The organism is Loktanella sp. M215, from assembly GCF_021735925.1.
GTDB lineage: Bacteria > Pseudomonadota > Alphaproteobacteria > Rhodobacterales > Rhodobacteraceae > Loktanella.
In genome coordinates, this window is record NZ_WMEA01000003.1 from 1 (window position 1) to 12,747 (window position 12,747).

Sequence of the window (12,747 nt, forward strand, 5' to 3'; positions counted from 1 at the left end):
TGACCACATCCGGAGGTTGGTAGTTTTTATGTATTAAGGCTCTGCGCAGTAAGTTTCTTCGTCGCGAGCGAAGGGGCTGCTCTTTCGTACGACGTAACCTTCACTGCCTGACATCCAATGAGCAGGTTGTGCTGGTTATTGACCTTAGCTGCAAATGGTACGAACGGCTACTTTTAGGCAATGACACCTTGCCATAAACTGTCATTTTTCCAGTGACAGAGACTGTGGGCGCAACCGGCCGAAAACCGCCCGAGCTGAGGTAACTAGCTTCAGGGGCCTTGTTTTCAGCCTTGCGGCTTGCAGGCCGCACCAGCCTCTTTGACGCAGGATCCTGTTCGCTCCCCTAGTTTTGCAGTGGCGAAGGCTGCTCCGAAGAACAGGCACCAGCTCAGTCGGATTTTTAATCGCAGACACGCAGAAGGGCAGGGTGACAGTGTTTGGCCATTGCAGTGCTGTTCTACCACTTGGCCAATCTTCTCACCGACAAGAACCCCCCCTGCGAGCTGAACAGTGACGCCGCCGACGACCGCGACACCGCCCGCTGAGCCAATCGTCGCCATGAAGCTGTCGACGGACTTGTCGAGTTTTTGCCCATCCAGAAGAGGACTTTTTTGCAGCCGTCCTTGTTGCCTCGAGCACGACCTCTACGTCGGGCTTTTCGTTAGCTAGCTCTGCATCCATCTGGTCGATGGCATCGGTTGCTTCGATCTTCAGCTCGACCGTCAGTGCCGGTTGCTCTGGCGGTTGATTGTGCCCAATCCCGCCATGCGACGGCGGGTCTTGAGCAAGGAGCGCGCAGCTCCGCTAGTTTGCGGCGCAATGCCACGCGTTCCTCGTGTTCAAACGGATCGCCAAAGGCGGGAACGACGCCGTTTTCTATCCGCCGCTGAATATCTTCTAAGGCCGGTGAAGGGGGCTCGTTATAGTGTTCGGCCATTGCCCCGTCGCGGGCGGCTATCTGATCAGGGATGATTTGGACCGTGCTCCATTCTATCGTGCCGTCTGATTGTACCTCCTAGGACGGCTTCCTGAATAACCTCAAAGGGCACTATGTCGCTAAACTCGTCTTTGAGCTGTTCGTCGGCATCGTAGGGTCCGGCCCCAAGGATAAAGTGAGGGAGAGTCGCCGTGGTCTTCCCTTGTCCGCGTAGGGCATCTCGTTCTGAGGGTCTTCAAACATGCCTCGAAACCAGTGGACCATATACTGATCTGCTTCGTCCGAGCGAAGCGCTTGAGCTCAGACGAGGTAACGTAGTTCTCTGGATCGTCCGGTGAGTAATATCGGGCTGCCACGTCCTGTCTTTCGTTAAAGGTTCTAGCCCACGTCGCCATAATGTCACCGCATTGATGTAAGCGATGTACTTACCGCCTCGTACCGTTTCATCTCGACCACCGGCAGGACAAGAGCCTTTTATACGCTTAAGGTAGTCAGCTCTCCTAGGGGCACGAGCAAATCCCAACATATCGCGCAGTAAACAGTCGTTTTTAGGAATTCCAATCAAAATCTTCAATCTCCCGCCAAGGATTAGCACCTCGAGTGCCACAAACGGTGGTTTTTCGGGCCCCCAGAGTAAGGCAGAGTGACCTAGAAGGAGGGATCACAAGACCAGCTTCGAGGGATCGACACCTGCGTCTTCTAGTCGTCGCCTGGCGGCAAGCTGCACCTCCGGATTGAACTCCTTACTGTGTTTTAGGACCAGTGCCTCGCCGGTAAGCTCGGGGCAGCCATAGTCGATCAAGATCCTGAAGCCGTCTGTCGGGGTCTTGCTGGTCGCGAACCCGATCAGGGTCTCCTTTACGCCGACACGGGCGACCTTCTGGCGCGTCCGGGACAGCCTGATGGTCTTTCCTCGCTCCTCGCTGTGCATCTCCTCAAATGCGTGGATCGTCTTCCAGAAGTCGTGCTCGAGCGTGCCGGGCTCTTCTTTCGGAAGTATCTCCACCAAGCGCCGGAAGGCGGCTTCCTCTCTACATCGGTCGCGCTGAGCCTGCGGGCATTGGCTCTAAAGTTGCGGAGCTTGGCGGGGTCCGTAGTGGCCGCGATCGCGATCAGGACGTTCTTGTGATCAGCCATGGGGGGTTCCGCTTACGATGCCCGGACGATGACGGCTGCGACGGGAGGCTCCACAGCGAGGAGTGTGTAGCTCTTTGATCGGCTCGCCGGTAACATACTCCCTGCGTGGAGTGCCCGCGTCGTCGAGAAGGCGGCTCTGCGCCGACCGCCTTCTTGATGTACCAGCCTAGGTACATGTTGAGCGGCATCTTTCCGGGCGCCTTGTCAGCATAGGCGTCCACGCCGATCACCTCCTCGTAGAGAGCCCGAATGTTTGGGATGGCCATCATCGCGCGAAAGACAGTGAGCGTGAAATGCTCGTCCGCTTTTCCCGCGTCACGGATCTCGCGGGCTACGGTCTGCGCCATCTCGTAGAGGGCCGTGGTGTTCGTCGATCTCCCGCCGCCGATCAGCCGGTAGGTGTTCGTAGACGGCGCGTTCCAGCGCGCGCTGCATGAAGGCGGAGGGATCGATCCCAGCTTCGGAGGATAGCGACTTGATGAGGTCGGCCACATCGCTCCGGAGGCGTAAGGAAATTCGGGTTGTACTATCAGTCATAATTTACAAACTCCACCAGTGTATGACTGCTGATATACAGGGAAGTCTGCTGAGTCAACAGGTGAATGACACCTGTTAAAAGTCTTGGCCTACATCAGACCCAATCCACATTTGTCTTGGATTGGCGCTGATCGAGCAGCCTGCAGAGGAAGGCTTAAGCCAACGCGACCGACCTCTACGCCGCCTGCTGTAAGCCTTAACGTACCCGACTTTTTCAACGCCGTTCTAATCCGTACTCATGAACTCGGGGGCCACGCCTCTCGGGCATCCTCATTGACCAAGCGGATGACCGACCGCACTGAAACGTCTGTAAAAATCGAGCTTCCGCAGACATGTACGGCACATGGTGGTCGCCGTCTTGTAACGTTTTACGCCGGTCTCGATTGTGGCGTTGCGGTAAGTCAGATCGTGACCCTTGCGGTTCAGGACAGGGACGAAGGGCGTTACTTCCCGCGTTAAGGGGGTAAGCCAGAAACGGTGGTTTTTGGAACGTGGTGAATGGCGGTTCTGAGCCCAAACTTCCGACACTTACTTGCACCTCTAATGTCGGCTTCTAGTTCAGGAATAATCTAAATGGTTTGCCGGACGAAAACAGTGCTCAAAAACCCTTCAACAAAGGGTTGTTAGCACAAACCACGATAGCGAGTACGTTTATGCTAGCGTAAGATCATAGGGAACATTCGAGAAATTTTGCGTTGCCACCATTCCAGCGTAGGTTTTTCACCGGAAACAAGATCAACTTCTTTTAGAAATTCCCACCAAAGGTTCGGCAGATCATGAAGATCATTGTAAAGGATGCTGGTTTTACTTTCATGTAACTTTAAGATGACAAAGCCAGGCGGGTCATGCTCGCTGGCCGCGTCATATCTGAAATTGAGTTCTCCATTTTTCCAGCGACGTTCCTTGTGCTTACCGTGCTTCGTCGTATTAGCAACGTCTACACAGAGACCCTGATGAGGTATTTTCGCGTCTACCAAATCAGTAAAGTCCTGTTCCTTTACCCTGAACTTTTTCTTGCGTTCTTGTTGCATCCATCGTGTTCTCGCCCAGTTTTCCAAAGAAGACGCTGAAATACATGCATTGAGTGCTAAGTAAGCGAGCGGCTCATGTTCTTCCGGAAATGATCGTTGGACGTCTCCGAAAGCATCCACATCCCAATACATTTTAGACCATGCTGCGCGGATGTCCCCGATGATGAGCGTATGGAGCGCCGGTAGTTTCTCAGATTTTTCAGGCCTGTTTCTCATAGTATTTATTCAACCTTCAAAATTTCTCTCAAGGCTGATTTTGCTCCACTATGATGATCGCCTTCTAGAAACTCTGTTGTCGAATAAGTCCTTTTTCCCGTATTCTGAGCCAAACCTTTAACTGTGACGTAGTCCCAATGGTGCGTGACCACACTTTTTTTTTTCTGCATCAAAGTTCCACCAGTCCTCGTATTGTCCTAGGTGTCCCTTTGTAACTTCGTAAAACTGTTTGCTCATTCATCTGTCCTTATAAAATAATGATAGTCGCTTTCGTCCTTTATAATCGGCTTTGTGGGACGCTGCGATAAGTGTCCAGTTTAGGTCAGAAATATGATACGCGAAAGGTAACTTTATCCGGCACTGCCGTCATTCAGACGTGTGCCAAAAACCCTCGTTTTTGGCACACGCATCCCCTGCCCTGTTTTTAGCTGCCACAAACCCGCTTCAAAAGCCGAACAGTAGATACACGTTTTTGAACTGCACCGGCTTACCCATCCATGCAAGCTTTTTGATATTAGCTCGCATGGCGACCGATGGGGCTGAGCTATATAAAACAGGGGTTTCATGGGTTCTTCGCGCTTCACCTCTTCCGGTATGCACGCTTTCCCGCTATAATGGGTGCGTAGCCTGCAAGGATTGGCCCCATGACACCCCTCCGAAACCGGCTTTGGAACCGCGGCAAGGTGGTGGGCAAGAAACCCCCGCTCACCCCTGACGAGGTCAGCCTGATCCGGCTCTTGCTGCGGCAGGACAGCCGGACGCAAGCTGCGGCGGTCCGTGACTGGCGCTGTTTAACGTGGCCCTGGATACCTGCTTCCGGGGCTCCGACTTGGTGCGGCTGCGGGTCGCCGATGTGGCCACCCCGCTCGGGGTGCGCGAGATTGTCGAGATCCGGCAGAAGAAGACCGAGACCCGGAATGCCCGCCCCGTGCAAGCGCGGCTGTCGGCGGTGACGCGCGACAGCCTGCGCGTCTACCTGGCCGCCAGCGAGCGGCCGCTGCACGGCTGGCTGTTCACCGGACAGGGCGTGCGCTGGTCGCATTCACACCTGAGTGAAAGCCAGCTCTGGCGGCTGTTCAAAGGCTGGCTGATACGGCCCGGCTCGATCCCGCGCTCTACGGGCTGCACTCCCTGCGCCGCACCTTCCCGACCTATATCCACCAGCAGACCGGCAACCTACGGGCTGCCCAGCTCCCTGCTGGGCCACGTCAGCATCGAGAGCACGAAAGAATACATCGGCACCGAACAGGCCGAGGCCCTCGACATCGCCCGCAAATACCATCTCTGATGATCGCGCAGACCTATCTGGCGAAACGCAATCCAGTGAAGAACTGGGCGTGGCTGGAGAGTCGAACACAGCAGCGTAGGTTAGCTTGATTGCGGGCCTAATCATCTTTTGATGCTCCATCCGTGCGGGATGAGGATTACATCGTCTTCATCAACAGATGCAGGGGTGTAGGTCACATTCAGCAGGCGCTGAGGGACGACAAGTTCGTGGGAAAGGTTTGCGTTCAGTCTCTCAATGATAGTTTTAGAGTATAACGGTATACCATCGAGGTCATCCCAATCGCTTTCCGGACGCTGAAATAAATCCAGTCCGCCTATAAATACTGATTCAACAAGATAGCCTTTCTTTTTTTTCTTTGTTGAAACGGTAACGTCCAGTACGTGCCCACGACCAGGTAGTTGGATGAAGTTTGCGCCCGCAGCCGATAGTGTGTCCGCAATAAATTCAAAACTCGCCTTAAGTTCGGGTATTTTTTGTAAGTCAAATACTTCGTCAAAATATTTACTTTTGATCTTGGGGCGGAGGTTACCTGTCGAGTCAAAAATATCTCGAATAGCATCCCGTCTAACAACGCCTTCCGCTTCAATTTGCCAAACTGTGCAGTGCGCGATTTGAAGTCTTCGATAAAAACGTCAGCGGCTCCAGATGATCCACAAGCGGCTTGATATATATTTCGACCAAGGACGAATAGGTTGTTAATACTCATCGGCTTAACGCTTTTTTCATCAAGCTTCAGTAATGCCGGATTTTGAACATACCAATTATAGCTCTTCAAACCTTCTATAATTTTATGTGACAACTTAGAGTTGTCGAGGCCAAACAGGCCATCTGCAAGAGCGGTTTCGTCATATTCCTTAACTATTTTGTCGATACCTAGATTGAAATAGAACTCACCGGCTAAGGATGTGTGTTCCCATGTAGTCTGCTTACCTTGGCTGGCGGCGGCGACGGTGTTTCTTACCCGCTTGAACATTGTCTCGATGGGGCAGTCTTTTTGTGTCAATGTGCTGCAACAGAGCCTCAGTATAAGTGCCATTCCGTCCGACCCCATCAGCAGCGGTTTCACCGGGGGACGTTGCAAATCCTATGATCGTGCCTTTCGGGGCATAAACAGACGCAAGGCCGCGCATGGCTATATCCCGATGCCACGCCCTCTTCCAAGGATTGTTTCGGCACGCATCCAACACAATAATCTTGGTTAATGCCTTGGATTTTGCCAATACCTCTACAACCTTATCCAAGGAGAGTGAGCTGTATTTTGCATCAATCTCTGAAGAGTCGTCTGTGTCGATGGCTAGCAAATAATTGCTACCATCAATTTGCATACCATGACCGGCGAAAAAAAACATTCCGACATCATGGGTTTTGAGAAGATCACCAAATTCTTTAAGCTTTTTTTCCATGGCCGCTTTTGAGCAGTCTGTCCCGAGTATCACCTCAAAATCGTAGGACTTTAGTTTTTCACTTATGTCCAAAGCGTCGTTGACAGGATTTTCGAGTTCGCCACCTGCGGGATACTCCGCATTCCCTAAAACCAGAGCTGCCATTTTTCTTTTCAACTTAAATCTCCCTTGCCGACGCACATACTTGCGTTCTCAAATGTTCATAACCGTTCCGCTACTCGTAATTTTTTGAATCTCCACCCAGTCCGCGCGTCGTGCGCCCGGTTGTTCCGGCATGGAATTTTGGAAATAAGTGGCTCAGTCGGTAACCATGAGATGCACCGGGTAAGCGATCCATCCGCTCATAGCTTTCCACGGTAACAAGACCGTTGATGTTCAGAATCCCAAGAGCGCGCTTAATGCGCTTAATCGGGACACCCGCATAGTCGCTGATTTGATCGTAGGTGATCCGGGTCACGTTCTGTTTAGTGTCACGCCGCGCCGCGAGCGCGAGATAGATTTTCACGGCATCCAGCTCTGCCACCTTACGAAGATAGAAGTCTTCGAACATCGGCATAGCTCCATTGCCATCGTATAAAGGTTTCGCAGGCAGCGCGGCCCAAGGACGCCCCTTGCCGTAGTTTGTGAGTTGGAATGTGCTGCGCCCGTTAGCTTCGCGTATCACCAAATTACGTGCTGCCAGAATTTCGAGACCATCGGCAATCTTGGTGCGGCTTACGCCAGTTGCGGCAAACAGGTCGTTGTATGTCGCGCGAGCGATGCCCTCTTCCAGATCAGCGCGATGCGCGATTGCCATCAGAACCATGAGAGCTGCTGTTTCGGATGCCCCGGCCTCGGCACGCCACTTGAAGGCTGAAAGCCCGCCTTCTTCCATCCAAGCAGACGGCAGCTTTACCCACTGACGCATGTTCATTTGCGACGTTCCTTCGTGATGGCGTGAAGGACTACGTGCAGCGCAAATCCGGCTACACCTACAGCACTAATTCCAAGGAGAAGCGCGAGGATGATCGGGGGTGCTGAGAGCAGCGAGGAGAGAACGTCATCAGAGGGCATGTGGGTAATCCTTGGTTTGAACTTTTTGCGTCGATTATGTCCAAAAATACGATGCCCGTTATTTTCTATCTAGATAGACTTCTCTGAAGTATTCTAAATTATACAAAAAAACACTATATTTTTCAAAGTACTATATGATAAATAACTATCTTTGTAAGAACCTATTTCAGTCCATAAGCTGAACTCTATAGACTGAAATGGCGGAAATCTGCGATGTCGCGGTGCAGACTTGCCCACAATGCGTTCAGCCGACCTCATTCATGTGGAGCATAGTATTGCGGTCATTATGTTATCGCCACCTCCTCAGCCCCCCCTGTATAATGCGTTCAAGTCAGCGTGCCGGACTCGAAACTGGCTCCGGCGCTTGATCAGCGGCTTTGCTGATCCCGCAGCTTCCATCTTGATGCCCGGATCGTAGTAAACGCTTCCGGCTGAAACCGCCGCCAGCAGGAGGAGCACGTCAGTTCCTTCGCACAACTGGACTACACCTCCATAGCTGTACTCCGGCGGTGGGAACTGCATGAGAGACGGCACATAGACGGCCTTGGCGTGCTTGCGGTTCCAGTGGGCCATAATGCCCCGGAACCCCCATGAAGCTGCGACAGTGTTGTCGCGGTCCAGCAGGACAATCCCGCCGTCGAAATCTGTGATCTTCCCCGTTGCCGCGTCGAACCCGTCAAGGCGCAGCATGAGGCCGGTGTCTGCGTGGAAATCACGGCTGGCGGTGTAGATCCCGCCGAAATTGATACGGTCTGCCTTGCCCGACTTATCGGCATAGCCATAGCGGTTCAGAAACGCCGCGACACCCTCATCCCGGTACAGCCCGCCGGTTGGTTCCGGCGTCATCAGGGTCACAGCGCCTTTTGCACGGTAGCTGGTAAAGTCGTTTACCCCGTATTGCTTGACCTCCCAGCCCATAAAGTCCGGATCCGCATAGCCGTTCGGAGCGATGCCCAGCTCAGCTTCCAGCGTATAGCCGCCGCCGTTGCGGGCGCTGTAGGGGGCCGGCACCCCTGCCCTGCCCATCTTCTGCGATGCGATCCAGCCTTTGGCGTGAATCCGCCGGAGCGCGGCGAGCAGTGCTTCCTTCGGGTCGGTGCCATCTTGGCGCAGTTTTTCCAGATCGTGAAAGACGCCGGTCGTTTCGAGACCGGACGCTGCTGCGTCAAAGGTGTGGGCAACGGGATCGTCAGCTGCAACGACATGACCCAGAACCCGGCCATCGGCACAGATCCCCAAAAACAGCACTCTGCCTTCGTCGCGCGACCTCATCAGCACGACTGGTGCACGTTTCGCTCCGCGCAAAAAGCCGGACATCCGCACCTCGGGATATTTCGGATACAGGATTAGCTGCGCATCGGGTGCGGGCGTCGGGCCGTCAGCATCGAGCCAGAAGAAACGAACCATGGCTTTGGCCCTGTCTCGGACGCTGCCCGCGCGGTCACTGTCGTCACCCTCGACCGGACCATGCGGAATGATGTTCAGGGCGCCAAATCCGCCGCCCAGATAAACCTGATTTTTTGAGTTGTCATTCGGAGCAATTCGCTTGGCGTAGAAACGTACCGCCCCATGGGCAGCCATCTGGTCAAGCAGGCGGGTGAGCGGCGTTATCAATCCATTGGCCTTCAATGCAGAATTCATCTGCATCAGAGGACAGCCAGTGCGCTATTGAGTCAATGACATGACCGGGTGACAGACGCCCCCTGCCCTTCAGAGCACATTCCCAGACAACGCCACATCGCCAGCCGGCGGCCCGGGCAGCTGTCCATGTGGCAGCGTCCCGTTCCTGATTGCGGCCGATCTTGGCCCGCCAGAAGTCCTCACGGCTCTTAGGCCAGTGAAACAGCGGGCAGCTGTGCCCGTGCCAGAAGCAGCCGTGGACCCAGAGCAGCGCATGATATTTAGGAAAGACCAGATCCGGCCTGCCGGGGAGGTCACGGCCCTGCAGTCTGAATCTGAACCCCTGTGCGTGCAGTCCTTTGCGGATGATCAGCTCAGGTTTTGTATCGCGGCTGCGGATGGCCGCCATATTGCGACTCCGGGTTGCGGGGTCATGGACATCAGCCAACTTTGCGCAGGTCCTGCCCTTCGGTCAGCGACAGAATGTGCGGCCGCATCAGGCGGGCCACCTCGGCAAAAACCGGCACTGCAACCGAATTGCCGAACTGTTTGTAAGCCTGTGTGTCCGAGACCGGGATCCGGAAGCTGTCGTCATAGCCCATCAGGCGTGCGCATTCCCGCGGTGTCAGACGGCGCGGGTTCTGGCCCGGGCCACGGCTGACGAGGATCTCAGAGCCGTCCTTGTAGTAGCGTGCAGACAGTGTCCGCGAGATGCTGTCAGGCGTCACCAGACCGAACCCGAAACCGTTGCCGGCCGCTTTGTGCTTGGCCGCGTATCCCTGCAGGTACTGCCAGAGCTTGTCGCTGAGCGTATATTTGTCGCTCACCTTTGCATCCGGACCTACCGTGAAGTGACTTTCAGGCACTTCAGTCCCGGTTTCAGGATGCAGAACGTCGCGCATACCGCGCCCCGCCCTGCCAGCCAGAACAAGATCATCGAAGGAAAAGCCGGTCTTTTCGCGGAAACCTACCATAACGATCCGTTCGCGGTGCTGAGGTACGAAGTTCGCTGCATCGATGATCCGGGTATGCAGCGTATAACCCAGCTCCTCAGTCAGCTTGCGTTTGATCACATCAAACGTGCGGCCCTTGTCATGGCTTTTGAGGTTCTTGACGTTCTCCAGCAGGAACGCTGCCGGCCGGTGGTGCATCAGAACACGCAGCACGTCGAAGAACAACGTGCCCACGGGTTTCATCCTGAAATCCGTGCAGCCGGCCTAAAGCATTCTTCTTGGAGACGCCCGCGATGGAAAATGGCTGACAGGGAAAACCTGCAACCAGAACGTCGTGCTCGGGGATGTCAGCGGCGTCCACCTCACGGATGTCACCCGCGATCGGCCGGTTGTCCGGGAAGTTGGCGTGATAGGTCTTCTGGGCAAAGGCATCCCATTCCGATGTGTAAACACAACGCCCGCCCGCACTGGCCATCGCTTTGCGCAATCCGCCGATTCCGGCGAAGAGATCGATGAAGGTGAAGGCTCCTTCAGGTTGTGCGCCCTTGTGCGTATCGATATGCATACGCAGCAGATTGATGACACCGTCCCGCGGCACTTCTTCGCCCCGTTTCCACCGGTAGACGTGGCCTTCAGAGTATCCGAGCACCTTAGCAGCCTCAGCCACACTCCAGCCTGTCTGCTGAACCAGCATTTCAAATTCGGTCATATGGTAAACGCTCCCAGTGCCCAGACATCTGGGAATATTTCTGACACTGTGTCGTGATACCTCCCAAAATACAAGAACATTGTAAAAACAGAGCTGCTATATGTAGTAACTTTCGCCGCTGCAGGGCATCACAAACCATCAGACCTGTGATGCTGAGACTATGACAGCCTCGCTTTTAGCCGCCGCAGAAAATCCATGCGTTCGTGCAAAATGGCAATTATGACCGGACGGCTCTCGCTCAGCCAGACGATGTAATGATGCTGGCATTGGTGAACACGGACGCCGTCTGGCAACTGGTCATTTAGCCTGGAGCGCACCAGGCCATTATTTAAGGCTTCGCAACATGCCTCTATCTGATTGAAGTACATCTCAGCCTGATCAAAGCCCCACTTGCGATAGGTATCATGCCAGATGTCGCGCAAATCTTCCTCTGCCGCTAATGTAAGGTCGTATGACTGCATAGCTGCAGTTATAGCCCCGCCTGCTTGTGTGCGTCCCGCCGAATGTCCGCTATGGACTTCACGGAAAGCTCGCCGCGCCGGGCTTGCTCAATCCGCGGCTTAAGGAAATTGGCCAGGGCTATGACCGCCTGGGCCTCGCTCATGTCGTCCAGAGAAGGCGTGTCCCCAAGTGTCCGGCTCAATACATATTCTTTGATGCTTTCGCCTTTCAGCGCAGCAATGGCTTTCAGCTTTTGATGCTGCTCGGGCGTAATGTCGATTGAGAGTCTGGGCATGAGATCGAACTAGCACGTTCTGCCACACAAAACAACATTTGTGTGGCTTGCTTCCACCCCCTCCAGAGTCTACCTATTATCTGGTATCTTTACTTATCCGGTAATCTTATATATCCAATTAATCAATATATCCGGTTACTTAAAATATCGGATAAAATAAGGGAGAAGTTATGCCCACAGTTGTCATCGCTTCGCCAAAAGGTGGGGCCGGAAAGTCCACTACGGCTGTCCTTTTGGGAACCGAACTTGCCCATGCAGGTGCAAATGTTGTCATGCTGGACTGCGACCCAAACCAGTCCCTGACTTTGTGGTCTGACAAAGGTCCAGTACCTGAACGGATCACCGTTCTGTCGAACGTCAGCGAGTCCGACATCGTGAAAACAATCAAGCGTCATGACACAGACGGCCAGATCGTCATTGTTGACCTTGAAGGGGTAGCCTCCCGCTTAGTCTCGCGCGCAATATCTCAGGCTGATCTGGTCATTACCCCCCCATGCGAGCCACCACCTTGGACGCAACGATTGGTGTACGAGCTTTACAGCTTATTGCGGAAGAGGAGGAAGCACTGGACCGGAAAATTCCTCACGCTGTCGTCTTTACTATGACGAAGGCCATTAAGTCCAAGCAGCACAGTGGGATTGCGGGCTCACTAACCGAGCAGGGCGTGGATCTGATTAATCCCCCTCTGATGGAGCGCGCTGCCTTTTCTGCGCTTTTTGAGTTTGGCGGCGATCTGCATAGTATGCCCGCGCAAGGTAATATGGATAGAGCCATCGAGAATGCCGCGCAGTTTGCGCAAGCTGTATATCAACGACTAGCCGGTGAGGTGGAAAATGACTGAGAAGCCCTTCAATATCGACCTTGGCCGCCTGAAGACGCGCGAAAAAGACAGAAGCGCACAAGCTGTAGAGAAGACGGATAAGGCAGGAGAAACCCTTGGTTTTGTTGCACGGGAGCCCCAAAAGAAGCGCGGTCGCAAACCAAGCCCCCGCACTGATCAGGTTCATGCCAAAGTAATGCCTGGTATTTCAGAAGAGATTGCCAACGAAGCAAGGCGTCGGGGCGTTCAGCAAGGGGTCATCATCGAAGATGCGTGGGCCATGTATAAAAACAAATCCGGTATCTAA

Annotated in this window: 15 protein-coding genes; 4 read left to right on the forward strand and 11 right to left on the reverse strand. The window is 54.0% G+C overall.

All coding sequences use genetic code 11. The features are described from left to right. Positions 1-1,598: 1,598 nt before the first annotated feature. Positions 1,599-1,943, reverse strand: coding sequence for a hypothetical protein (locus tag GLR48_RS19805; RefSeq protein WP_237064639.1), 345 nt, complete (start codon positions 1,941-1,943; stop codon positions 1,599-1,601). A gap of 1,324 nt (positions 1,944-3,267) precedes the next feature. Further along, positions 3,268-3,858 (reverse strand): hypothetical protein, encoded by a 591-nt coding sequence (locus GLR48_RS19810; RefSeq protein WP_237064640.1) that lies wholly within the window; start codon positions 3,856-3,858, stop codon positions 3,268-3,270. A 796-nt stretch (positions 3,859-4,654) separates the two neighbouring features. On the opposite strand from GLR48_RS19810, the gene GLR48_RS19815 reads away from it, so the two are divergent. After that, positions 4,655-5,146 (forward strand): tyrosine-type recombinase/integrase, encoded by a 492-nt coding sequence (locus GLR48_RS19815; protein WP_237064641.1) that lies wholly within the window; start codon positions 4,655-4,657, stop codon positions 5,144-5,146. Between the two features lie 313 nt (positions 5,147-5,459). Here GLR48_RS19815 and GLR48_RS19820 read toward each other — a convergent pair whose 3' ends face one another. The 9 genes from GLR48_RS19820 to GLR48_RS19855 form a co-directional block, all read right to left on the reverse strand. Next, a complete protein-coding gene (locus GLR48_RS19820) occupies positions 5,460-6,119 on the reverse strand; it encodes a hypothetical protein (protein WP_237064642.1) in 660 nt (219 codons plus the stop codon). Then, on the reverse strand, positions 6,073-6,705 hold the full coding sequence (locus tag GLR48_RS19825; RefSeq protein WP_237064643.1) for a caspase family protein: 633 nt from the start codon (positions 6,703-6,705) through the stop codon (positions 6,073-6,075). The genes GLR48_RS19820 and GLR48_RS19825 overlap by 47 nt, the downstream gene beginning before the upstream one ends. Before the next feature lie 58 nt (positions 6,706-6,763). Further along, positions 6,764-7,462: a hypothetical protein gene (locus GLR48_RS19830; protein WP_237064644.1), complete on the reverse strand. Its 699-nt coding sequence runs from the start codon at positions 7,460-7,462 to the stop codon at positions 6,764-6,766. A gap of 443 nt (positions 7,463-7,905) precedes the next feature. Then, on the reverse strand, positions 7,906-9,249 hold the full coding sequence (locus GLR48_RS19835) for an MvaI/BcnI family restriction endonuclease (protein ID WP_237064645.1): 1,344 nt from the start codon (positions 9,247-9,249) through the stop codon (positions 7,906-7,908). Next, positions 9,188-9,631: a very short patch repair endonuclease gene (locus GLR48_RS19840; RefSeq protein ID WP_237064633.1), complete on the reverse strand. Its 444-nt coding sequence runs from the start codon at positions 9,629-9,631 to the stop codon at positions 9,188-9,190. Before GLR48_RS19840 ends, GLR48_RS19835 begins: the two co-directional genes overlap by 62 nt. Positions 9,632-9,662: 31 nt before the next feature. Continuing rightward, positions 9,663-10,418 carry a DNA (cytosine-5-)-methyltransferase gene (dcm, locus tag GLR48_RS25760; protein ID WP_272911639.1) on the reverse strand — a complete coding sequence of 252 codons (756 nt, stop codon included), beginning with the start codon at positions 10,416-10,418 and terminating at the stop codon, positions 9,663-9,665. Next, positions 10,315-10,884 (reverse strand): DNA (cytosine-5-)-methyltransferase, encoded by a 570-nt coding sequence (dcm, locus tag GLR48_RS25765; RefSeq protein ID WP_272911640.1) that lies wholly within the window; start codon positions 10,882-10,884, stop codon positions 10,315-10,317. The genes dcm (GLR48_RS25760) and dcm (GLR48_RS25765) overlap by 104 nt, the downstream gene beginning before the upstream one ends. Positions 10,885-11,042: 158 nt before the next feature. Then, positions 11,043-11,345: a type II toxin-antitoxin system RelE/ParE family toxin gene (locus GLR48_RS19850; protein WP_272911641.1), complete on the reverse strand. Its 303-nt coding sequence runs from the start codon at positions 11,343-11,345 to the stop codon at positions 11,043-11,045. Positions 11,346-11,353: 8 nt separating this feature from the next. Next, positions 11,354-11,620, reverse strand: coding sequence for an antitoxin (locus GLR48_RS19855; RefSeq protein ID WP_237064647.1), 267 nt, complete (start codon positions 11,618-11,620; stop codon positions 11,354-11,356). A 170-nt stretch (positions 11,621-11,790) separates the two neighbouring features. On the opposite strand from GLR48_RS19855, the gene GLR48_RS26105 reads away from it, so the two are divergent. Genes GLR48_RS26105 through GLR48_RS19865 form a run of 3 tightly spaced genes read left to right on the forward strand, consistent with a single transcriptional unit; the run spans position 11,791 to position 12,747 of the window. Further along, positions 11,791-12,225, forward strand: a complete 435-nt coding sequence (locus tag GLR48_RS26105) for a ParA family protein (protein WP_442915853.1) — start codon at positions 11,791-11,793, stop codon at positions 12,223-12,225. Continuing rightward, the gene (locus GLR48_RS19860) at positions 12,114-12,461 is read left to right on the forward strand and encodes a hypothetical protein (protein ID WP_237064648.1); all 348 of its coding nucleotides are present in this window, start codon (positions 12,114-12,116) and stop codon (positions 12,459-12,461) included. Before GLR48_RS26105 ends, GLR48_RS19860 begins: the two co-directional genes overlap by 112 nt. After that, positions 12,454-12,747, forward strand: coding sequence for a chromosome partitioning protein ParB (locus tag GLR48_RS19865; protein ID WP_237064636.1), 294 nt, complete (start codon positions 12,454-12,456; stop codon positions 12,745-12,747). The genes GLR48_RS19860 and GLR48_RS19865 overlap by 8 nt, the downstream gene beginning before the upstream one ends.